The sequence below is a fragment of the Exiguobacterium sp. s132 genome, from assembly GCF_018617235.1.
Taxonomy (GTDB): Bacteria; Bacillota; Bacilli; order Exiguobacteriales; family Exiguobacteriaceae; genus Exiguobacterium; species Exiguobacterium profundum.
In genome coordinates this window covers 1,409,881-1,432,999 of the sequence record NZ_JACSJU010000001.1, presented here as the reverse complement: position 1 = coordinate 1,432,999, position 23,119 = coordinate 1,409,881, and the positions used below count along the sequence as shown (strand labels likewise).

The 23,119-nt window shown below is 51.3% G+C and carries 17 protein-coding genes; 14 read left to right on the top strand and 3 right to left on the bottom strand.

From position 1 onward, the window contains the following. The first annotated feature begins 58 nt into the window (after positions 1 to 58). From secA to KNO78_RS07230, 10 genes are all read left to right on the top strand, one after another. Positions 59 to 2,581: a preprotein translocase subunit SecA gene (secA, locus tag KNO78_RS07275; protein ID WP_159562644.1), complete on the top strand. Its 2,523-nt coding sequence runs from the start codon at positions 59 to 61 to the stop codon at positions 2,579 to 2,581. A gap of 54 nt (positions 2,582 to 2,635) precedes the next feature. Then, positions 2,636 to 3,736: a peptide chain release factor 2 gene (gene prfB, locus KNO78_RS07270; RefSeq protein ID WP_035387837.1), complete on the top strand. Its 1,101-nt coding sequence runs from the start codon at positions 2,636 to 2,638 to the stop codon at positions 3,734 to 3,736. A gap of 61 nt (positions 3,737 to 3,797) precedes the next feature. Next, positions 3,798 to 4,655 (top strand): YitT family protein, encoded by an 858-nt coding sequence (locus KNO78_RS07265; protein WP_214690649.1) that lies wholly within the window; start codon positions 3,798 to 3,800, stop codon positions 4,653 to 4,655. Between the two features lie 108 nt (positions 4,656 to 4,763). Further along, complete coding sequence (cccB, locus tag KNO78_RS07260) at positions 4,764 to 5,099, top strand: cytochrome c551 (protein WP_031422851.1); 336 nt, start codon at positions 4,764 to 4,766, stop codon at positions 5,097 to 5,099. Positions 5,100 to 5,211: 112 nt separating this feature from the next. Next, positions 5,212 to 6,819, top strand: coding sequence for a BCCT family transporter (locus tag KNO78_RS07255; protein ID WP_159562643.1), 1,608 nt, complete (start codon positions 5,212 to 5,214; stop codon positions 6,817 to 6,819). A gap of 353 nt (positions 6,820 to 7,172) precedes the next feature. Then, positions 7,173 to 7,859, top strand: a complete 687-nt coding sequence (ftsE, locus tag KNO78_RS07250) for a cell division ATP-binding protein FtsE (RefSeq protein WP_047795074.1) — start codon at positions 7,173 to 7,175, stop codon at positions 7,857 to 7,859. After that, positions 7,849 to 8,751, top strand: coding sequence for a permease-like cell division protein FtsX (ftsX, locus tag KNO78_RS07245; protein WP_031422854.1), 903 nt, complete (start codon positions 7,849 to 7,851; stop codon positions 8,749 to 8,751). The genes ftsE and ftsX overlap by 11 nt, the downstream gene beginning before the upstream one ends. Before the next feature lie 23 nt (positions 8,752 to 8,774). After that, on the top strand, positions 8,775 to 10,094 hold the full coding sequence (locus tag KNO78_RS07240; protein ID WP_047795075.1) for a murein hydrolase activator EnvC family protein: 1,320 nt from the start codon (positions 8,775 to 8,777) through the stop codon (positions 10,092 to 10,094). 101 nt (positions 10,095 to 10,195) lie between these two features. Beyond that, complete coding sequence (locus KNO78_RS07235; RefSeq protein ID WP_047795076.1) at positions 10,196 to 11,599, top strand: S41 family peptidase; 1,404 nt, start codon at positions 10,196 to 10,198, stop codon at positions 11,597 to 11,599. Between the two features lie 28 nt (positions 11,600 to 11,627). Continuing rightward, complete coding sequence (locus tag KNO78_RS07230; RefSeq protein WP_308162657.1) at positions 11,628 to 12,782, top strand: PDZ domain-containing protein; 1,155 nt, start codon at positions 11,628 to 11,630, stop codon at positions 12,780 to 12,782. Positions 12,783 to 12,847: 65 nt separating this feature from the next. Here KNO78_RS07230 and glpK read toward each other — a convergent pair whose 3' ends face one another. Next, positions 12,848 to 14,365, bottom strand: a complete 1,518-nt coding sequence (glpK, locus tag KNO78_RS07225; RefSeq protein ID WP_047795078.1) for a glycerol kinase GlpK — start codon at positions 14,363 to 14,365, stop codon at positions 12,848 to 12,850. Positions 14,366 to 14,393: 28 nt separating this feature from the next. Beyond that, entirely contained in the window at positions 14,394 to 15,101 is a 708-nt protein-coding gene (locus tag KNO78_RS07220) for an MIP/aquaporin family protein (protein ID WP_047795079.1), read from the bottom strand. 461 nt (positions 15,102 to 15,562) lie between these two features. Here KNO78_RS07220 and uvrB point away from each other — a divergent pair, with 461 nt between their 5' ends. The 3 genes from uvrB to KNO78_RS07205 all read left to right on the top strand — a co-directional run bounded on the left by uvrB (position 15,563) and on the right by KNO78_RS07205 (position 21,642). Continuing rightward, entirely contained in the window at positions 15,563 to 17,533 is a 1,971-nt protein-coding gene (uvrB, locus tag KNO78_RS07215; RefSeq protein ID WP_214690650.1) for an excinuclease ABC subunit UvrB, read from the top strand. Then, complete coding sequence (gene uvrA / locus KNO78_RS07210; RefSeq protein ID WP_047795081.1) at positions 17,534 to 20,407, top strand: excinuclease ABC subunit UvrA; 2,874 nt, start codon at positions 17,534 to 17,536, stop codon at positions 20,405 to 20,407. A 65-nt stretch (positions 20,408 to 20,472) separates the two neighbouring features. Then, positions 20,473 to 21,642: a DUF4097 family beta strand repeat-containing protein gene (locus KNO78_RS07205; protein WP_012726931.1), complete on the top strand. Its 1,170-nt coding sequence runs from the start codon at positions 20,473 to 20,475 to the stop codon at positions 21,640 to 21,642. 36 nt (positions 21,643 to 21,678) lie between these two features. On the opposite strand, the gene KNO78_RS07200 is transcribed toward KNO78_RS07205, so the two are convergent. Next, positions 21,679 to 22,035, bottom strand: coding sequence for a hypothetical protein (locus KNO78_RS07200; protein ID WP_012726930.1), 357 nt, complete (start codon positions 22,033 to 22,035; stop codon positions 21,679 to 21,681). A 148-nt stretch (positions 22,036 to 22,183) separates the two neighbouring features. On the opposite strand from KNO78_RS07200, the gene hprK reads away from it, so the two are divergent. Further along, the gene (gene hprK / locus KNO78_RS07195) at positions 22,184 to 23,119 is read left to right on the top strand and encodes an HPr(Ser) kinase/phosphatase (protein ID WP_012726929.1); all 936 of its coding nucleotides are present in this window, start codon (positions 22,184 to 22,186) and stop codon (positions 23,117 to 23,119) included.

Genomic DNA, 23,119 nt, shown 5'->3' with positions numbered 1-23,119 from the left:
AAACTGTACATTAGGGAAAAAACATGCATTTTTTAGTGAGTGCAGAGGAGATATGAGTATGGCGAACTTTTTGAAAGAGTTATTTGCTCCACAGAAACGAATGTTGAAAAAAGCAGAGAAAGCGGCCGACTTGATCGAGTCGTTCGCCGAACCAATCAAAGCATTGTCCGACGAACAGCTTCAGGCGAAGACGGAAGAGTTCCGGGAACGTCTGGCAAAAGGCGAGACACTTGACGATCTCTTGCCGGAGGCGTTCGCGGTCTGTCGTGAGGCATCGGAGCGTGTGCTCGGGATGCGTCATTACCGTGTCCAGCTCATCGGGGGCTATGTGCTCCATAACGGCGACATCGCCGAAATGAAAACCGGTGAAGGGAAGACGCTCGTCGCGACACTTCCTGTCTACTTGAACGCGCTCACTGGCCGTGGCGTACACGTCGTAACGGTCAACGAATATTTGGCGAAACGAGATAAAGAACTCATGGAGCCGCTCTACTTCGCACTCGGTCTTTCAGTCGGCCTCAACGTGTCGAACATGGACCGTGTCGAGAAACAAGCGGCCTATAATTGTGATATCACGTACTCGACGAACAACGAGCTCGGATTCGATTACCTCCGTGACAACATGGTCCTTTATAAAGAAGACCGTGTTCAACGTGAGCTCTACTACACGATTGTCGATGAAGTCGACTCAATCCTCGTCGATGAGGCGCGTACTCCGCTCATCATCTCAGGATCGGCTCAAAAGTCGACTGAACTCTACACGCGCGCGGATGCGTTCGTCCGTACGTTGAAAGAGGAAGACGATTACACGGTCGACGTGAAGACGAAGTCGGTCCTCTTGACGGACCAAGGGGTCGACCTCGCCGAGAAGTTCTTCGGCATCGACAACCTGTTCGCAATCGAGCACGTCGCCGTCAACCACCACGTCGGGCTCGCCCTTCGTGCAAACGCGGTCATGCATCACGATATCGACTATATGGTACGTGAGGGGCAAGTCATGATCATCGACCAATTCACGGGTCGTGTCATGGACGGACGCCGCTACTCGGAAGGTCTTCACCAGGCAATCGAGGCGAAAGAAGGTGTCGAGATTCAACGCGAATCGATGACGCTCGCCACAATCACGTATCAGAACTACTTCCGGATGTACGAGAAACTTGCCGGGATGACCGGTACAGCGAAGACAGAGGAAGAAGAGTTCCGTAACATCTACAACATGCAAGTCGTGACGATTCCGACGAACAAACCGATTCTCCGGGATGACAAGGCAGACCTCATCTTCAAATCGATGGAAGGCAAGTTCAAAGCCGTCGTGGAAGAGATTTCGGCAGTTCACGCGACGGGACAACCGATCCTCGTCGGTACGGTCGCCGTCGAGACATCTGAATACTTGAGCAAGCTTTTGACGAAGAAGAAGATTCGTCACGATGTCTTAAACGCGAAGAACCACGCGCGTGAGGCGGAAATCATCGAGAACGCCGGTCAAAAAGGTTCCGTCACGATTGCGACGAACATGGCCGGTCGTGGTACCGACATCAAGCTCGGAGAAGGTGTCATCGACCTCGGTGGTCTTTACATCATCGGGACAGAGCGTCACGAATCACGCCGAATCGATAACCAGCTACGTGGTCGTGCGGGCCGTCAAGGGGACCCGGGTAAATCCCAGTTCTACTTATCACTCGAAGATGAGCTCATGCGTCGCTTCGGAACGGATAGCCTCCAAAGCATGATGGAGCGTCTCGGGATGGATGACACGCAACCGATTGAGAGCCGCATGGTCTCGAAAGCGGTCGAATCAGCGCAAAAACGTGTCGAAGGAAACAACTACGATGCGCGGAAGCAGCTTCTCGGTTATGACAACGTCATGGCGGACCAACGGAAGGTCATGTACAAGGACCGCTCGAGCATCCTCGAGAACGAGTCGGTCACGGATATCGTCCGTTCGATGATGGCACAGACGGTCGAACTCGGTGTCGGTCAATACACGCCGATCGAACTCGTACCGGAAGAATGGAACATCGACGAGCTCGCGCACTGGGCCAACCAGACGCTCGCGCTCGAGAAGACGGTCGAAGGCAAAGACTTCTACGGCAAAGAGCGTGAAGAAATCATCGAGCTTCTCATGGAGCGCGTGAACGAGCAGTACGAGGCGAAACGTGAACTCGCGCCACCGGAACGCTTCAACGAGTTTGAGAAGATTATCGTGCTCCGTGCCGTCGACTCGCACTGGATGTCCCATATCGACCATATGGACCAGTTGCGCCAAGGGATTCATCTCCGCGCCTACGGACAGAACGATCCGCTTCGTGAGTATCAAGCGGAAGGGATTAACATGTTCGACGCGATGAACGCGGCGATCTCAGAAGAAGTGACAGGCTTTGTTCTTCGTGCCGAAGTCGGGGACAACCTCCGACGCGAGAAAGTCGTCGAAGAGGAAGTCGCCGTATCAGGCAAGAGCGATGCACCGGTCAAGAAGAAGCCGGTCCGTCGTTCGAAAGAAGACAGCATCGGCCGGAACGACCCGTGCTGGTGCGGTTCTGGTAAGAAGTTCAAGAACTGTCACGGTAGACAACAGGCTTAATTATTGAAGAGGCGGGTCCGCTCGCCTCTTTCCTACGGAAAGGTGAATCACACTATGGAAATTTCAGATATTCGGAACGAACTAGAGGCGATGGCGAAACGCCTCGAGAATTACAGAGCGTCTCTCAACTTGACAGAGAAAGAGGCACGTATCGCCGAGCTCGAGAACGAGATGACGTATCCTGACTTCTGGGACAACCAGGAGAAGGCACAAAAAGTCATCGACGAGTCAAACGGTCTCAAGGCGATGGTCGACAAGTATCAAGACCTCGCGAACCAACATGAGGACGGCGAAGTGACGCTCGAACTCATCAAGGAAGAGCCGGACGCCGAGATGCAAGAAGAGCTCGGGGAATCGATTCAAGCGCTCAAGAAGGAGTTTGATGACTTCGAACTCGAGATCCTCTTGAACGGACCGTACGATGCGAACAACGCCATCCTCGAATTGCACCCGGGTGCGGGCGGTACCGAGTCACAGGACTGGGCATCGATGCTCCTTCGGATGTATCAACGTTTCGCTGACAAACAAGGCTGGAAAGTCGAGACGGTCGATTACCTCCCGGGTGAAGAGGCGGGCGTCAAGTCGGTCACGCTCCGCATCGTCGGTCATAACGCATACGGCTACTTGAAGGCGGAGAAAGGGATTCACCGCTTGGTCCGCATCTCGCCATTCGACTCGTCTGGCCGTCGTCATACGTCGTTCGTGTCATGTGACGTCATGCCGGAATTCGATGACGACATCGAGATCGAAGTACGGACAGAAGACCTCCGTATCGACACGTACCGTGCATCAGGTGCCGGCGGTCAGCACATCAACACGACGGACTCTGCCGTCCGGATCACGCACGTGCCGACGGGCGTCGTCGTTTCGTGTCAGACCGAGCGCTCACAGATCAAGAACCGTGAGTCGGCGATGAAGATGTTGAAAGCGAAATTGTACCAACGCGAACTCGACGAGCAGCAACGAAAACTCGACGAGATCCGTGGGGAGAAGACGGACATCGGTTGGGGTAGCCAAATCCGTTCGTATGTCTTCCACCCGTATTCGATGGTCAAAGACCACCGGACGAACCATGAAGTCGGGAACACGAGTGGCGTCATGGACGGCGACGTCATGCCGTTCATCGATGCCTACCTTCGTAAAACAAATATGTGATGCATGTGGCTCAAAGACACCTGTCTTTGGGCCATGTTGTGTGTAAAGGAGACTTTCTTTAATGAAGCAAATCGTCAAAGACTATCTGTATTTGTTGACCGGCTCAGTGTTCGTCGCCTCGGCCTTCAGCTTATTTCTGTTGCCAAACAATCTGGCATCAGGCGGGGTGAGCGGGATCTCGGTCATCACTTATGAACTGTTCGGCATCTCGCCGGGGGCGTTCCAGCTCGTGGCGAACGTGTTACTTCTGATTATCGGGTGGGCCATCCTCGGCCTCGGCTTCGGTGTGAAGTCGCTCGTCGGCTCCATCTTTTTACCGGGTGTCATTCTTTTCTATGAGGCGATCGATGCCGGTGCGGCTGTGGACGATACGCTCCTCGCGGCCATCTTCGGTGGTGTCGGCGTCGGTGTCGGACTCGGACTCATCTTCCGTGGACGCGCCTCGACAGGGGGAATGGACTTGATCGCTCAGATCTTACATAAGTTCACGCACATCCCGCTCTATCTCTGTATCGCCATCCTCGATGGCATGGTCGTCTTGACCGCGGCCTTGACGTTCTCGTTCACGACCGGGCTCTATGCACTCATCGCATTATTCATCACGGTCAAGATGATCGACTTCGTCCAGCTCGGGTTCACACAGGACAAGATGGCTTACGTCATCTCGGAGAAGCGAGACTTCATCGTCCGGGCCGTCTTCGAGGAGCTTGACCGTGGTGCGACAGAGATCCAAGCAATCGGAGCATACTCACGTCTCGACCGTCCGATGCTCATGATTGTTGTCCGTCAGAGCGAAGTGAGTCGATTGAAGGAAATCATCCGTCGGCTCGACCCGGAGGCATTCCTTGTCTTCAGTGAGGCACATGAGGTGCTAGGACAAGGGTTTACGTCCGATAAGCGTTACATCAACGTACCGTAAGTTGTGGAATCTTTGTGTACTTTTCGTGAGATTAGGTTAGAAAGCATACGTTAACGGCTATAATGGTAAATGTAGGTCATTTCTACAACTTAGGAGGGGAACGTGGTTATGAAAAAATGGATGATGGCCATCGGCCTCGGCGCCATGCTGACACTCGGCGCATGTGGCGGCGGTGAAGAAGAGGATACATCGAGCAACGGGGATTCGGGCTCGAACACGGCATCGGTTGACGCGGAAGCGGTATACGCACAAAACTGTGCGGCATGTCACGGTGCGAACCTTGAAGGAATGAGTGGCCCGTCACTCGAGCAAGTCGGTGCTCGTCTGTCGGCAGAAGAGATTGAAAACGTCATTCGAAACGGTCAAGGCGCGATGCCTGCGAACGTCATTGAAAAAGACGAAGAAATCACAGCGGTCGCTGCTTGGCTCGCTGAGAAAAAATAAGATTCGACAGCATGAGGTGGAACACACCTCATGCTTTTTTGTTTTGGGTGTTAGGGCTTGGGGAAATATTGTTAAGGTAACGTGAGACATAGTGGAAATGGAGTGATGACAATTGAAGACGAAACTGATTGACTGGCCGACCTTTATCGGCTCGTTTGTATTACTGTTAGGGGTGACGTTACCGCTCATCTTCTTCCCAGAGACCGGTAAAGCGTGGGTCGGTGCGGCGAACGAATACATGACCTCTAACTTCGGCATGTTGTACTTAGCAATGGGCTTAGGTGCGTTCGGATTTTTGATTTTCATTGCCTTCAGTAAGAATGGTCATATCAAATTAGGTCGTGAAGATGAAGAACCCGAATTTAGTACATTCTCTTGGGCGGCGATGTTATTTGCTGCCGGCATCGGGTCCAGCATCCTCTATTGGTCCGTCATCGAATGGGTCTATTACTATGAAGGTCCGCCGTTCGGGCTGACACCGGAGTCACCGGAAGCGATTCAATGGTCGACAGCATATGGGATGTTCCACTGGGGACCGATCGCTTGGGCAATCTATACGTTACCGGCACTGCCGATCGCTTATTTCTTTTACGTCCGTAAGAAATCCGTCTTAAAGGTAAGTGAAGCGGTACGCCCCGTTATCGGAAAATGGGCAGATGGACCCCTCGGTAAATTGATTGATATCTTATTTATCTTTGGATTATTAGGTGGTGCCGGGACGACGCTCGCCCTCGGTACCCCGATGATTGCCGAAGGGGTCAACGAACTGACAGGGATTCCCGTCACGCTCGGGATGCAGGCCGTCATCATGTTGATTTGTACGGTCATCTTCGCCATCAGTTCTTACATTGGACTGAAGGGTGGCATCAAAGTACTCAGTGACTTGAACATCTGGCTCGCCCTTGGGATTTTGACGTTCGTGCTTATCTTTGGTCCGACTCGATTCATTATGGAGACGACGTTCAATGGAGTCGGAATCGTCATGGATAACTTTTTCCGGATGGCAACGTGGATGGAACCGTTCGGTGACTTCGGTGGCTTCACATCGACCGGGTTCCCGGAATCGTGGACGGTGTTCTATTGGGCATGGTGGCTTGTCTATGCACCATTCGTCGGATTGTTCGTCGCCCGTATCTCACGCGGTCGTACGATTCGGAATATGATCTTTGGGACGATGGTGTACGGAACGCTCGGATGCATCTTGTTCTTTGGGATTCTCGGAAACTACGGGCTCTACCTTCATCTAAGTGGGACGTTCGATGTTGTCGGGTACATGGCGGCGAATGGCCCGGCACCTACAATCATCGCCATCATCGGCCAATTGCCTTTCGGGAAAGTCGTCATCGGCGTCTTTACGCTTCTTGCCATTATCTTTTTGGCGACAACGTTCGATTCATCATCATACATCTTGGCATCGGTCACGCAAAAACATGTCGAGGATGAGCCGATTGTCTGGAACCGTCTCTTTTGGGCGTTCGCGCTTGCTATCATGCCGCTCACGCTCATGTTCCTCGGCGGACTAGAGACGCTCCAGACAGCGAGTATCGTCGGTGGATTCCCGCTTATCTTCATCATGTTCCTTCTTGCTTGGTCATTCGTCCGCGTATCGAGTCGGGATATCCGGGCTTCCGATGACTATGAATCCTCAACGATTCATATCAAGTATCGGAAACGGAAAAAGTCGCCGTTTGATGCATTGAAAGAAAAACCACACGATTAAATGTGGCGTATTGGTGAAGGGTGTTCCTTAGGGAGCACCCTTTCGAAGTGCGGTTTCAATATTCTCTTGGGGAATAAGAAAGCGAGTTTCTTCGCGACATTTTCACATCGAACTCAATCGAACTGAAACAATCCTGTAATGGTGTTTTAAAAGTCGGATTGATATAATTGTAGTCGCTTCAACATATGCCCTAGATGATTTTTTGACCAGGCTAACATAAAAAAGCGACACCTTGACAGAGGGAGCCGTTTCCTGTAAAAAAGACTCTAGGCGAAATATACAGTAACTAAAATAATTGATTCAAATTCGTCATAGATGCTTAAAAATAATTTAAAAAGGGTAGGGAATACGTTATGATCTCGATGCAAAAAGTCAGTAAAGTATATCCGAACGGCGTCGTCGCCATGGATGACCTCGATCTAGAGATTCGCGACGGCGAGTTCCTTTATGTCGTCGGGCCTTCCGGTGCCGGAAAGTCGACGTTCATGAAGATGATTTATCGTGAGGAGAAGCCGACAGCCGGTCAATTGTTGATTGACGGACTCGATGTCGGGAAAATTAAAGACCGACACGTTCCGAAGCTACGCCGTCAACTCGGCGTTATCTTCCAAGACTTCAAATTGTTGCCGTCACTTACGGTATATGAGAACGTAGCGTTCGCATTAGAAGTTGTAGGAGCGGATACGTCTTCGATTCGGAAACAAGTCATGGATGTGTTGAACCTTGTCGGATTGAAGAACAAGGCGCGCAACTATCCGGACGAACTATCAGGTGGAGAACAACAACGTGTCTCGATTGCTCGTGCAATCGTCAATAAGCCAAAATTGATCATCGCCGATGAGCCGACAGGGAACTTAGACCCGGAAACAGCATGGGGCATCATGGAAGTGTTTGAAGAGATTCACCGCCGCGGAGCGACAATCGTCATGGCAACACACAACCGTGACATCGTCGATAAGATTCGTCACCGCGTCATCGCGATTGAGAACGGGAAAGTCGTGCGCGATGAAGAGAAAGGAGCATATGGCTATGATATTTAAGACTGGATTGCGCCATTTGCGTGAAGGGTTCAAAGGAACACTTCGGAATGGATGGATGTCGTTCGCGGCGATTAGTGCCGTGACCATTACGTTGCTACTTGTCGGTGTATTCGCACTCGTCATGTTCAACATCAATGAAATTTCAGATAACGTCGAAAATGATGTCGAGATTCAAGTGTTCATCACTCGTACAGCGGATGAGAACTCGGTTGAGAAACTCGGAGAGAACATTGAACAGGTGCCGGGCGTCTCGACGGTCACGTTCAGTTCAAAAGAAGATGAGCTAGCGAAGTTCCAAGACCAGCTCGGCGATGATGCGGCTGCATACGGAACGGTCGAAAAAGATAACCCGCTCCACGCTCGCTATATCGTCAAAGCACAAGACCCGACAGAACTAGAGGAAGTGGCCAAATCGGTCGGTTCACTCGATAATGTGGACGATGTGAAATACGGAAAAGACTACATCGATAAAATGTTTGCTTTCTTCAACGGGATTCGCATCGGTGGACTCGCGTTGATTGTCGGTTTGACATTGATGGCGATGTTCTTGATCTCAAATACGATTAAAATGACAATCTTCTCGCGTCGCCGTGAGATTGAAATCATGCGACTCGTCGGAGCGAAAAACAGCTTTATCCGCTGGCCGTTCTTTATCGAAGGATTGCTCCTTGGAATGCTTGGGGCTCTCGTCCCGATTCTTGTCATTTATTTCGGATATGACGTTGCATATAGTGCTTTACAACCATCGCTTGATCAATTGAATAGTGATATATTTAAGTTGATTGATCCATCGACGCTAACAGTCCAAGTATCGCTTGTTTTACTTGCACTCGGTGCGTTCATCGGAATCTGGGGATCGACGACATCGCTCGGTCGTTTCTTGAAAATCTAACTTAAATAAGGAGGAGTTGGCGGATGAAACGTTCGCTTGCGCTAGGGTTGTGTGTATCGTTACTTGCCATGCCGGTCATGGCGACAGAGAAAGACACGTTGAAAGCTCGACAAGATCGACTGTCCAATGAGTTGGAGGAGTCGAAAAAAGCGCAGGCCGAGACGGATGCCGAACTCGAGATCACCGAGGCAGAGCGTGATGCCGTGAAGACGGAAATACACGTCGTCGACGACCGGTTGAATGAATTGAGCGAACAAATCGCCATTCAGCAGCATGAGGTCGATACAGCCCGGGCAGAACTCGAGTCGACCCGCCAACAACTTTCCGTTCAGGAAGAATACTTGGAAAGCCAGAAGGAACTCGTGAACGAGCGCCTTCGCGTTTTGCAAGTACATGAAGACACTTCCTATTTACAAGTCATTTTTGAGTCCCGTTCCTTCGGCGACTTCGTGACACGGGCTATGACGGCCCGCACGATCGCTGAACAGGACCGGGAGCTCATACATAATTATATGAGTGAGATGGAACGTTTGGAGTCGCTCGAGTCGACACAACGTACCCAGCTCTCTTTCATCAAGCAAAAAGAGCGCGAGCTCGTCATCACCAAGCAAGACCTTGACCGGACGGCCGAGAAGAAACGTGACCTGTTGGTTGAACTGAACGAACAAGTAGAGCAGCTCGAGCTCGAAAAGATGACGCGCAGTGAAGAGCAGGCGGTCATGGCTGAACAGAACCGCATCATCAGTGAACAACTAGAGGCGATTGCGACTGCCGAACGAGAAGCCGCAGAGGCAGCGGAACGTGCCAAACGTGAAGCTGAGGCGCGTGCCGCTGAAGAGCGAGCAGAAGCGGAAGCCCGTGAGTCGGAGGTCGAGGAGGCACCAGAAGTGACCGCACCAACCGAAACACCGACGAATGTGTCCACGTCCACGGGATTCGTTCGTCCTGTGTCCGGTTATGTGTCTAGTCCGTTCGGTCCACGAGACAACCCGTTGACAGGTGTGCCGGAGATTCACAAGGGCATTGATCTCGTCAATGCGTCTGGAACACCAATCGTGTCAAGCGCACCAGGTGTCGTCATCAAGGCGGCACCGGCGACCGGGTATGGAAATGTCGTCTTCGTTTCGCATGTCATCAACGGTGAGATTTGGACGACCGTCTATGCCCATTTAAATGCGATCACAGTCGGAGCCGGTCAACAAGTGGCGGCGGGACAGACGGTCGGAACGCTTGGCAATACCGGCTGGTCGACGGGACCCCATCTTCATTTTGAGTTACACCGAGGGAAATGGGCACCGGGACAGCCGAACGCAATTGACCCGGCCCCGTATATTGGATACTGACAGAAGCGGACGCGTCCCAAATATGTGGAACGCGTCCGCTTTTCCTCTAGTTTTTGCTATACTAATGAAAAGACTTACAAAGAGAAATGAGGGACCAACCCGTGAAAAATTCAACCGCAGGACTACTCGCTGGCACAACGTTCGTGGCTGGGGCCGGTGCAGGCCTTGCGACGATGGCGTTTACAGACACATCGCTTCCCATTCAAACGAATGCGGAAGGCTGGGATAAAGTCGACCAAGTACGTGATTTGATTGAAGAACATTCGTTACAGGACATCTCAGAAGACGATTTATTGACCGGTGCGCTCGACGGGATGACCGCAGCGCTGAACGACCCGTATTCGGATTTCTTGGATGCGGAAGAAACGTCACAATTTACGGACTCGATTGAATCGAGTTTTGAAGGAATCGGCGCGACTTTGGAGAAGAAAGGAGAGGACATCTTAATTGTCGCTCCGATCAAAGGCGCTCCGGCCGAAGAGGCTGGACTTCGTCCTGGTGACATCATCACAGCGGTCGACGGGGAGTCGATTGAAGGGATGGATGTACAGGAGGCCGTCCAATTGATTCGAGGAGAAAAAGGGACGACCGTCACATTGACGATTCGCCGTGGAAGTCAGACGGCGGACTACGAGATCATACGTGACACGATTCCAATCGAGACGGTCTTCTCTGAAGTGAAAGAGAAAGACGGTAAAAAGATTGGGTATCTCCAAGTCACCCAATTCTCAGAACCGACGGCTGATGAATTCCTCGAACAACTCGAGCAACTCGAGTCAGAAGAAATCGATAGCTTGATCATCGATGTTCGTGGAAATCCGGGAGGTCTCTTGCCTGCCGTCATCGAGATGTCGGAAGGGTTCGTCCCGACATCAAAACCGGTCGTCCAAATCGAGAATGCGGACGGTGACCGTGATGCACAAAACGGTCGCGCTCGTGAAGCGAAACCGTATGACCTGTTTGTCTTGACGGATGAGGGTTCTGCCTCGGCATCTGAGATTTTGACTGGTGCGATGAAAGAAGGAGCAGGCGCGACCATCATCGGGACGAAGACGTTCGGAAAAGGTGTCGTCCAGACGGCGTTCGACTTAGAGGACGGCAGTAACTTGAAATTGACGACGAGCAAGTGGCTCACACCGGACGGAAATTGGATTAACAAGAAGGGCATTGAGCCGGACATTGAAGTGGAGCAACCGGACTTCTTCAACGTGACCCGTGTCCTGACAGAAGAAGAGTCGCTCCAAGTCGGAGATTACGGTGACGCCGTCTCGAACTTGCATAAAATTTTAACTGGAATCGGCTATGAGCCAGGCGGTCAGCCGGGATATTACGGGGACACGATGGCGAACGCCGTGAAAGCATTCCAGACAGACAATGGTCTCGAGGCTTCTGGAACTGTCGATGAAGAGACAGCCTCTGCACTCGAAGCGAAGTTGCTCGAAGCGATTCAAGATGAGGCGAATGACGCCCAATTGAATCGTGCGCTTGAAGAAGCCGCAAAATAACGTTGTATGAAAGAAAGGGTTGGACCGCGTGGAAGTTGTACGAATGGGTGTTACGGCTTTATTGACGTTGTTAGGTAGTCCGCTGTTTTGGGTGACACTCGTCGCCCTTACATACATATCGCTGACACGGGTCAAGCGAGAACGGGCCATGTTCCGTTCGAGACGTCGCTCACCGAAGTCGGAATGGAGACATTTCATCTGGCCGAGTCTTCTGTTAGCGGTCCTCTCATCGGCCGTGACGATTTTACTCGAGACGACCATCACGTTTGAGTGGGCCGTCTCGTTCACGATTCTCTATACGCTCGTCGTCTTGACGATGCATCCGCGATTCTTTAATCCGGTGCTGCCTCTTCTCGTGTTGTTCGGGGTCGTCTTGTTACGCGATGTTGTCGCATATGGGGCGCTTCGTGATTGGGTAGCAGCACTCGCTCAGGTCGATTGGACGGTCTATGCGCTCACATTCGGCCTCGTCACCCTTGCGGAAGCGATTCTCTTGCGTTGGAACGGACCAAAAGAGACATCCCCGACCTTGATCTTGTCGAAACGGGGGCAGTTTATCGGAGGGCATGTCGTCAAACGGATTTGGTTTTTCCCGCTCGTCGTCTTCGTGCCACCGATGTTCGGTCTCGACTGGCCGATGGTGCCCATCATTCTTCCGATTCCCATCGGGGTCAGTTTATTGTCGACCGGCGCCTTACCAGGAACGCTTCTCGCACGATTGAGCAATTATCGTGCCATACTCGCTTTGATCGCTCTCGGTTTATTCGGCCTCTCATATGCGTTTGAGATTCCATATGTCGACTATGTAGTATTGACGCTATTCGTCCTCTATGAGCTCGGCTTACAATGGATCAAACGCGAGAATCGGGGAACGACACCCGTTTTCATCAATGGAAACCGTGGGGCGGTCATCGTCGACACGTTACCGAACTCACCTGGGGAGACGATGCAGCTCATCCCGGGTGAATCGATCTATAAAGTCAACGGGACGGTCATCACAGGAGGGCATAGTTTTTATGAGGCGCTCCAGCAACATAAGCCGTACATCAAACTGGAAGTATTGAATCTGAACGGGGATATCCGATTCGTTCAACGAGCGATGTATGAGACCGATCCACATGAGCTCGGAATTTTGTTCGTCGGGGAACCAACGAGCCCGAGAGTTCGCTTACGTAAACTGTAAGAGTATCCGTCATGGGTACTCTTTTTTGCATACAAAAAGGGCACCCGTGAGGATGCCCGTTCGTCTTATACATCAAGTTTTGAAGGCTTGAATGCCATTGTGGCTTCGACAGCGTGTTGCCATCCTTTGTAGAGGGCTTCGCGATGAGACTCATCCATGTTTGGATCGAATTTCTTGTCGAGTTTCCACTGTTCTTTGACTTCGGCTTGGTCTTTCCAGAATCCAACGGCGAGACCTGCCAAGTAGGCGGCACCGAGTGCAGTCGTTTCACTCACTTCAGGACGCTCGACCGGGACGTTGAGAATGTCCGATTGGAACTGCATGAGGAAGTTGTTACTGACGGCCCCACCGTCGACGCGAAGCGTCTTCAAGTTGATGCCTGAGTCATTCTCCATCGACGTGAGGACGTCACGTGTCTGGTAAGCGAGTGACTCGATTGTCGCCCGGACCATCTGTTCTTTCTCTGTCCCACGTGTGAGACCGAAGATGGCACCACGGACGTCCGAGTTCCAATACGGTGCACCGAGACCGACGAAGGCAGGAACGACGTAGACACCGTCAGTTGATTCAATCCGTGTCGCATACTGTTCCGAGTCTTTCGCTGATTTCAACATCCGCAATCCGTCACGGAGCCACTGGATCGCCGAACCGGCGACGAAGATTGAACCTTCGAGCGCGTATTCTACTTTCCCGTTATAGCCCCAAGCGATTGTCGTCAAGAGACCGTGATCAGATTTGACGGCTTCTTCTCCCGTGTTCATGAGCATGAAACAACCTGTTCCATACGTGTTTTTCGCCTCACCTTTTTCGAAGCAAGTTTGTCCGAACAAGGCGGCCTGTTGGTCACCTGCAGCTCCGGCAATCGGGACTTCGAATCCGAAGAAGTGGTATGGAATCGTGTTCGCATAGACTTCACTTGACGGTTTGACTTCAGGAAGCATTGATTTAGGCACTGTCAAGATCTCGAGTAACTCGTCATCCCACTTCTGCTCGTAGATGTTGTACATGAGTGTACGCGATGCGTTCGAGTAATCGGTTACGTGTGCTTTTCCACCAGAGAGTTTCCAGATGAGCCACGTGTCGATTGTCCCGAAGAGGAGTTCGCCGTTCTCAGCTTTTTCACGTGCACCCTCGACGTTGTCAAGAATCCATTTGACTTTCGTTCCTGAGAAGTAGGCATCGATGAGGAGACCTGTTTTGTCGCGGACCATATCGGAATGACCGGCTGCTTTCAGCTCTTCACAGATGTCGGCGGTTTGACGGGATTGCCAGACGACGGCGTTATAGACAGGGCGTCCTGTTTCCTTTTCCCAAACGACAGCTGTTTCACGTTGGTTCGTGATCCCGATTCCGGCAATCTCATTCGGGTCGATATCAGCAGAACCGAACGCTTCCGCCATAACGGCGAGGACAGAACCCCAAATCTCATTGGCGTTGTGCTCGACCCAGCCTGGTTTTGGGAAGTATTGTTTGAATTCGCGCTGTGCGACTGTGACAATTTTTCCATCATGATCAAAGATGATTGCCCGTGAACTTGTCGTTCCTTGGTCCAATGCTAAAATATAACGTTTTTCTTTCGCCATATGTGATTTCCTCCTTCAAAATTATGTGTTAAGGGACGAGAATACCGTAGATGAGTGCGGCAATAATCGCACCGATAATCGGACCGACGACCGGGATCCATGAATAACCCCAATCTGAAGATCCTTTTCCTTTAATTGGAAGGAATGCGTGTGCGATACGTGGCCCAAGGTCACGTGCCGGGTTGATCGCATATCCCGTCGTACCACCGAGCGAAAGACCAATCGATACAATCAAGAAACCAACGATGAGTGGATTGAGTCCGTCTGCGAATGTGTTTGCCCCGAATGACAACAATGCAAAGACAAGGACGAATGTTCCGATAATCTCACCAATCAAGTTGTACGGCGTGCTTCGAATACCTGGAGCTGTCGAGAACGTCGCCAGTTTTAAACCAGGATCGTCTGTCGCATCATAGTGCGGCTTGTAGTGGACATAAACCAAACATGCCCCGATGATGGCTCCAATAAACTGAGCGAGGATGTAAAGTGGGACATCAGCCCATGGGAATTCGCCTGCTGTCGCGAGACCAATCGTGACGGCAGGGTTGATGTGAGCGCCTCCGTAAATTCCGGCTGCGTAGACCCCGACCATAACGGCAAGACCCCAACCCATTGTGATGACAATCCAGCCAGAGTTTTCCGCTTTGGAATGGCGGAGGACGACGCCGGCGACGACACCGTTACCGAGCAGAATCAATAGCATCGTACCAATAATTTCACTGACAAATGCTGACATGTGATACTCCCCTTTCTCCCTTATGCAATTTGACTTACCACTTCATTATATGCCCAAAATGTAAGCGTTTTAAAACAGTGTTTTTAAAAAATCCTACTTTTTTCCTACAAATGTTCACATTTACAGCTGTAAACTTCACAAAAGAGTTAAGAAGCAGAGCGAAACGTTCACGAAGTGGATGTTTTTTTCGGATATTTCAAGCATTCCAATTTACTAGGGACATAGTCCAATCTGAAAAGTGTAATGCTTTATGCCACAAAAGTGATTCTGTTGAAATCTTGATGTGATGATTTGGATGGAACAAGATGTTTCTTTTGAGACAGTAAAGGAAAAAGAAATGAACAATGGATTGAATGAAAAAAGAAATAAAATGAATTAACCTACAAGCTAATAAGCGAATATTTGTTCGTGTCTATGGTATAATCAAGACACTTATGAAATGAGAAGGTGAGGAGTATCTTATGGAATCGATTCCGTTTGCATTACAATCTGAATTTCAACCAGGAGGCGACCAGCCTGAAGCGATTCGACAGCTTGTCGAAGGTGTAAATCGAGGTGACCGGTATCAGACGCTCCTCGGTGCAACGGGTACGGGTAAAACGTTTACCGTCTCGAACGTCATTCAAGAAGTAAAGAAGCCGACACTCGTCCTCGCCCATAACAAGACGCTCGCCGGTCAGCTCTACTCGGAGTTCAAAGAGTTCTTCCCGAACAACGCGGTCGAGTACTTCGTCAGTTACTATGACTATTATCAACCGGAAGCGTACGTGCCGTCGACGGATACGTTCATTGAGAAGGATGCTTCAATCAATGATGAAATCGATAAGCTGCGTCACTCGGCGACGTCGGCTCTCTTTGAGCGCGATGACGTCATCATCGTCTCATCTGTCTCCTGTATTTATGGTCTCGGTAACCCGGAAGAATATCGGAGCCTCGTCTTGAGCCTTCGCGTCGGGAAAGAGATGGGACGTGACGAGATGTTACGTAAACTCATCGACATTCAATATGAACGAAACGATATCGATTTCCAGCGTGGACGTTTCCGTGTCCGCGGGGACGTCGTCGAGATCTTCCCAGCATCGCGTGACGAACACTGCATGCGCATCGAGTTCTTCGGAGACGAGATCGACCGCATCCGTGAGATGGATCCGTTGACGGGTGAAATCATCGCAGACCGTGATCACGTCGCCATCTTCCCGGCATCCCACTTCGTCACACGCGACGAAAAATTGCAAAAGGCAATCGTCAACATCGAAGCGGAACTTGAGGAACAACTTGAGAAGTTCCGCGAAGAAGGGAAGCTCTTAGAAGCGCAACGACTCGAGCAACGAACGCATTACGATTTGGAAATGATGCGTGAGATGGGGTATTGTTCAGGAATCGAGAACTATTCGCGACACTTGAACTTGATGCCTGAAGGTTCAACCCCGTACACGTTAATCGATTACTTCCCGGAAGATTTTTTACTCGTCGCTGATGAGTCGCACGTGACGCTCCCGCAAGTACGCGGGATGTACAACGGGGATCAGGCACGGAAACAAGTGCTCGTCGACCACGGCTTCCGTCTCCCTTCGGCGAAGGATAACCGCCCGCTCAAGTTCGATGAGTTCGAGAAGAAAGTCTCACAAGCGATTTTCATCTCGGCGACACCAGGTCCGTACGAACTCGAACATACGCCGAACATGATTGAGCAAATCATCCGTCCGACCGGGTTACTTGATCCGACAATCGAGATTCATCCAATCAAAGGTCAGATTGACTACTTGATGGATCAGATTCGCGAACGCATCAAGCGCGACGAGCGCGTGCTCGTGACGACGCTCACGAAGAAGATGGCAGAGGACCTATCCGATTACTTACGCGAAGCGGGAATCAAGGTCAACTATATGCACTCCGAAATCAAGACGCTCGAGCGAATCGAAATCATTCGTGACCTTCGTCTCGGTAAATATGACGTGCTCGTCGGAATCAACTTGTTGCGGGAGGGTCTTGACATTCCAGAGGTCAGCCTCGTGACGATTCTCGATGCCGATAAGGAAGGATTCCTTCGTTCCGATCGTTCGCTCATCCAGACGATTGGACGAGCGGCGCGTAACGCGAACGGACATGTCATCTTGTTCGCGGACAAGATGACCGATTCGATGGCGCGTGCCATCGAAGAGACGGATCGTCGTCGGTCGATTCAACAGGCTTATAATGAAGAACATGGCATCACACCGCAGACGATTCGAAAAGACGTCCGAGGGGTCATTCGGGCGACGGTCGAGGCGGAAGAGGAAGCACTCGAATCGCTCAGTACGATGAAGCCGGCCGAACGCGAGGCGGCGATTGCCAAGTTGGAAGAAGAAATGAAGCAAGCGGCACGCGATCTCCAGTTCGAACGCGCGGCCGAATTGCGTGACTTAATCTTGGAGTTGAAGGTAGGGAATTAAATGGCTGAAAAGAAAAATGCGATTGTCATCAAAGGGGCACGCGTCAACAATTTAAAAAATATTGACATCGATATCCCACGTGACCAGCTCGTCGTCTTGACGGGCTTGTCCGGCTCCGGGAAATCGTCACTTGCGTTCGATACGATTTATGCGGAAGGACAGCGTCGGTACGTCGAGAGCTTATCCGCCTATGCCCGTCAGTTCCTTGGACAGATGGATAAGCCAGACGTCGATACGATTGAAGGACTTAGCCCGGCCATCTCGATTGACCAGAAGACGACGAGTCGTAACCCGCGTTCGACGGTCGGTACGGTGACCGAGATTTATGATTACCTTCGTCTATTGTTTGCACGAATCGGGAAACCGGTCTGTCCGAACCACGGCATCGAGATCTCGAGTCAAACGATTTCACAGATGGTCGACCAGGTGATGGAGTTGCCGGAGCGGACACGACTCCAGATTTTGGCGCCAATCGTGTCGGGTCGGAAAGGGACGCACGTGAAAGTATTCGACTCGTTAAAGAAAGAGGGATTCGTCCGTGTCCGTGTCAATGGTGAAACGATTGAATTGACGGATGAGATTGAGCTCGATAAAAACAAGAAGCATTCGATTGAAGTCGTCGTCGACCGCCTCGTCGTCCGACCTGACGTCGAAGGGCGCCTCGCCGACTCACTCGAGACGGCATTACGTCTTGCGGACGGCCGTGTCATTATCGATAAGATGGATGGCACCGAGCTCCTCTTCAGTGAGCATCACGCCTGTCCGATCTGCGGGTTCTCCATCGGCGAACTCGAACCTCGGATGTTCTCATTCAACTCGCCATTCGGTGCATGTCCGACGTGTGATGGTCTTGGGACGAAACTAGACGTCGACCCAGAACTCGTCATCCCGGACCCGTCGAAGACGTTGAAAGAGGGGGCGATTGCCGCATGGCAACCGACAAGTTCCCAGTACTATCCACAACTTTTGGCTGCGATGTGCCAGCATTTCAACATCGACATGGACGTCCCGTTCGAGCGCCTATCAAAACGTGATCAGGACCTCGTCTTGAACGGATCTTCGGAGGAATCGTTCCTCTTCCGCTACGAGAACGACTTCGGTCAAGTGCGCACGAATACCATTTTCTTTGAAGGGGTGCTCCGTAACATCGAGCGCCGTTACCGAGAGACGACATCCGACTATATCCGTGAGCAGATGGAAATGTACATGGCGACACATGCGTGTCCGACATGTCACGGCTATCGCTTAAAAGAAGAGTCGCTCGCCGTCAAGATCACGGGTCAGCATGTCGGGCAAGTGACGGAGAAATCGGTCGTGAACGCACTCGCGTTCTTTGAAGGACTCAACGAGCAGTTGAGCGAGAAAGAGATCGCCATCGCCCGTCTCATCCTCCAAGAGATTCGGGAACGACTCAGTTTTTTGAATAACGTCGGTCTCGACTACTTGACGCTCTCTCGTGCCGCTGGAACACTCTCGGGTGGGGAGGCTCAGCGGATTCGTCTCGCGACACAAATTGGGTCTCGTCTCACGGGTGTCTTGTATGTCCTTGACGAACCATCCATCGGTCTTCATCAACGTGATAACGACCGGTTGATTTCGACCCTCAAACAGATGCGGGACATCGGAAACACGCTCATCGTCGTCGAGCATGACGAGGACACGATGATGGAAGCCGACTACTTGATCGATATCGGACCAGGCGCAGGAGAACATGGCGGACAGGTCATCGCAGCCGGGACACCGAAACAATTGATGAAAAATAAAAACTCGCTCACCGGTCAATATCTTGCCGGGAAGAAGTTCATCCCACTTCCGGCTGAACGGAAGATGCCAGACGAACGTTTCTTAAAGATCGTCAAAGCAGAAGAGAACAATCTAAAAGACGTCGACGTTTCCATTCCACTCGGGATGTTCGTTGCCGTAACAGGGGTCTCGGGATCGGGTAAATCGACCCTCATCAATGAGATTCTCTACAAATCGCTCGCGCACAATATGAACCGGGCCAAAGCGAAGCCAGGCAAGCACAAGAAGATTGAAGGACTTGAGCATATCGATAAGGTCATCGATATCGACCAATCCCCGATTGGACGGACCCCTCGTTCGAACCCGGCCACGTATACGGGTGTCTTTGATGATATTCGTGACGTCTTCGCCTCGACGAATGAAGCGAAGATGCGCGGCTATAAGAAGGGACGTTTCAGTTTCAACGTTAAAGGCGGGCGCTGTGAAGCATGTCGTGGGGATGGGATCATCAAAATCGAGATGCACTTCCTTCCTGACGTCTACGTTCCGTGTGAGGTCTGTCACGGGAAACGCTATAATCGTGAAACGCTCGAAGTGAAGTACAAAGGAAAGACGATCGCAGACGTCCTTGATATGACGATTGAGGAAGGACTCGAATTCTTTGACAAGATTCCGAAAATCAAGCGGAAGATTCAAACGATTTATGACGTCGGTCTTGGCTATATGAAACTCGGTCAGCCGGCGACGGAACTTTCGGGTGGGGAAGCCCAGCGTGTCAAACTCGCTTCGGAACTTCATAAACGGTCGACCGGGAAAACGATTTATATTCTGGACGAACCGACGACCGGTCTTCACGTCGACGACATCGCGCGCTTGTTGAAAGTGTTGCAACGTCTTGTCGAGAACGGGGACACGGTGCTCGTCATCGAGCATAACCTCGATGTCATCAAGTCGGCCGATTATTTGATTGACCTCGGACCAGAGGGTGGAGATGGTGGCGGACTCATCGTCGCAACGGGGACACCAGAAGAAGTCGCGGAAGTGTCAGGCTCGTATACCGGTAAGTATTTGAAGCCGGTTCTCGAACGAGATGCAGCCCGAGTGAAACCGAAAGCAGGAAAAAAGAAATAAGTATAGAAATGGTGAGAAACGGGAAGGTAATTGACGTGCAACCAAATTGAAGGGGGAAAACGAACGTGAAACAAGAAATGCGTGAACTGATTCTCCAGCAAGTGAAGGAAGGCAAGATGACGATCGAGGAGGCGATGACGCAACTCGAACGTCTCGAGCGACTTGAACCGGAACAGGTTCAAGCGCTTGAAGAGCGACAGGATACAGAAAAGGTCGATGCCTATTCGGTTGAATCGCTCACAACGAAACTGACATCTGCAGTGGAAGGGCTCGTGACGAAACTTCGCGACAGCGACTTCTCATTCAGCTCGAACTTTGGTCCGGAAGTGACGTATTCGAAGTCGTTCCCGTTCACAGGTAGCGATATCTCGCTCGACCTGTTCAACGCGTCGGCGACGATTGTTTCGTCTGATGCCGAAGATTGTGAACTGATTGTCACGGGTCGTCCGCTTCGCCAACAAGATGCGGATAAGGCGCTCGAACAGTTACAGTCTGCGGTTAAGCACTCTGTCATTGGTGATCGTCTCGTCGTTTCGCTCCGTGATAAACTCGTCCGGGCCCACGTGGAACTGTACGTCCCGCACCACCATTTCAACCATCTTCTTGTTCAAACGTTGAACGGTGAAGTCCGTGCCGATGGTCTCGATGTTGAGAACGTTCGTGTGCAAACCGCAAACGGGCGTGTCGTGCTCCATGACGTGCATGCATCCGAACTATTACTGAACACTGGTAATGGGACGGTCGAGGTCGAAGGTGTCGAAGCGGAACTCGTTCACGTTCGGACCGGAAACGGTGCCGTCATCGTCGGTGGGAAGTACGATAAAGCTTCCCTCAAGACCGGGAACGGAAACATCCGCGCGGAACTGGCGACAGCTCGTCCTGCGAAGTTTGAACTCGCGTCACTCGCCGGGAACATTCGACTCGTGTTACCACACGGCGTCGAGGTCGAAGGGGAGCTCGAGACGAATTTCGGTGGTCTGCATTGCTTGCTTGATGAGCTCGAAATCATCCGTGACCGCAAGGACGTCGCACAGCGTCGTCTGGAATTCTTATCGGGTCGCGGTCAAACCCCTCGTATCGAAGTCGAGGCGGGGACGCGTACCGGTACAATCGATTTGGAGCACGGTTCGGTCTATACGCCATCCACATTCCTCGATGAAGATAAAGTGGAACCGGCTGACCCGGTCGATCCTGTCGACCCGGGCGATTTGAACAATCCGTTCCATCAACAATAAGAAAATCCCGAAGGCTGAGCCTTCGGGATTTTTTGATTATAGATTCATTTCGTACTCCATCTGTTGCCAATCCATCATCTGTGTATCAAACAGAGTGAAGGCGCTGATAGCAAACACGATGAAGAGAACCGGTCCGGCAATCAAGAGAATGATTCCAAGAAGGCGCATCGACTTCGAGCGATTCCAATAGAAGATGATGGCGACAATCATGGAGATGAGCGCTCCGGACAAGAAGAATCCGATGATGTTCAAGATGAACAAGAGCAAGATCGTCTCGTTTTTCGTCGCAGCATATTCTTTCCACATATCGATTAACGATTTGATGATGTAAACGAGGGACCCAATTCCAATCACTAGCGCAAATAAGATGACAATTCCAAATAAACCTTCCATTATTCCACCTCCTAGTTAGCCTATACCCTACATACGAACGGTGTAATAGGATGGTTTCAACAATTTTTTGACACGTTCTTCATCACTTCCCTAGCCCGTCTTAGAAAGAGCTATGATACAATAATGAGCGTGAAAGGGGCAGATACTGATGCAAAATATCGTACGTACCGCTCAAGTTGTTGAGCGTTTTAAACTTCAAGTCATTGCGGGAGAGGAAGGACTTCATCGACCGGTCGCAACACCCGACCTGAGTCGACCGGGTCTCGTCCTTGCTGGCTATTATACGCACTATGCCAAAAACCGCCTGCAAGTGCTTGGGAAGACGGAGTTGACATTCTATGCGAGCCTCTCGGAAGAGAAGCGTCGTGAACGAGCTAAAATCTTGTGTACGGAACAGACGCCAGGAATTTTAATCACGCGTGGCTTCGATATTCCAAAAGAAATCGAAGAAGAGGCGGAAGCGGCAAACGTTCCTCTCATGCGGACGAATGCGGTGACGACATCGATCGAATCACAAATTACGAACTTCCTAGAGATGGAACTAGCACCGATGACGGCGATGCACGGTGTGCTCGTGGATATTTACGGTGTTGGTGTCCTCATCAAGGGCCAGAGTGGTGTCGGGAAATCTGAGACGGCACTTGAACTCGTCAAACGGGGGCACCGCCTCGTCGCCGATGATTCAGTCGAGATTCGTCAAACGGGGGACCAGCTCCTCGTCGGATCAGCACCGAAGCTCATTCGTCACCTGCTCGAGATTCGTGGGATTGGCATCATCGACGTCATGACGTTGTTCGGTGCGGGTGCGGTTCGGTCGCATAAAAAGATCAGTCTCATCGTCAACTTGGAGAACTGGGACGCGGGCAAAGTATACGACCGTGTCGGACTCGACCACAACACGATGAAAATCATCGACAGTGAAGTTCCGCTCTTGACCATCCCCGTTCGACCTGGTCGAAACTTGGCAGTCATCATCGAGGTCGCAGCGATGAACTATCGTCTGCAAAATATGGGAATCAATACGGCTGAAGAGTTCGCGGAACGTCTCGCGAACGCGATTCAGGATACTGAAGGAGACTTGTGA

What these genes read in the sequence shown, in the direction of transcription:
- uvrA (WP_047795081.1), top strand. Translation starts at nt 17,534, where the DNA reads ATGGCTGAAAAGAAAAATGCGATTGTCATCAAAGGGGCACGCGTCAAC.
- KNO78_RS07200 (WP_012726930.1), bottom strand. Translation starts at nt 22,035, where the DNA reads ATGGAAGGTTTATTTGGAATTGTCATCTTATTTGCGCTAGTGATTGGA.
- glpK (WP_047795078.1), bottom strand. Translation starts at nt 14,365, where the DNA reads ATGGCGAAAGAAAAACGTTATATTTTAGCATTGGACCAAGGAACGACA.
- hprK (WP_012726929.1), top strand. Translation starts at nt 22,184, where the DNA reads ATGCAAAATATCGTACGTACCGCTCAAGTTGTTGAGCGTTTTAAACTT.
- cccB (WP_031422851.1), top strand. Translation starts at nt 4,764, where the DNA reads ATGAAAAAATGGATGATGGCCATCGGCCTCGGCGCCATGCTGACACTC.
- KNO78_RS07220 (WP_047795079.1), bottom strand. Translation starts at nt 15,101, where the DNA reads ATGTCAGCATTTGTCAGTGAAATTATTGGTACGATGCTATTGATTCTG.
- ftsE (WP_047795074.1), top strand. Translation starts at nt 7,173, where the DNA reads ATGATCTCGATGCAAAAAGTCAGTAAAGTATATCCGAACGGCGTCGTC.
- prfB (WP_035387837.1), top strand. Translation starts at nt 2,636, where the DNA reads ATGGAAATTTCAGATATTCGGAACGAACTAGAGGCGATGGCGAAACGC.
- uvrB (WP_214690650.1), top strand. Translation starts at nt 15,563, where the DNA reads ATGGAATCGATTCCGTTTGCATTACAATCTGAATTTCAACCAGGAGGC.
- KNO78_RS07240 (WP_047795075.1), top strand. Translation starts at nt 8,775, where the DNA reads ATGAAACGTTCGCTTGCGCTAGGGTTGTGTGTATCGTTACTTGCCATG.
- secA (WP_159562644.1), top strand. Translation starts at nt 59, where the DNA reads ATGGCGAACTTTTTGAAAGAGTTATTTGCTCCACAGAAACGAATGTTG.
- ftsX (WP_031422854.1), top strand. Translation starts at nt 7,849, where the DNA reads ATGATATTTAAGACTGGATTGCGCCATTTGCGTGAAGGGTTCAAAGGA.
- KNO78_RS07265 (WP_214690649.1), top strand. Translation starts at nt 3,798, where the DNA reads ATGAAGCAAATCGTCAAAGACTATCTGTATTTGTTGACCGGCTCAGTG.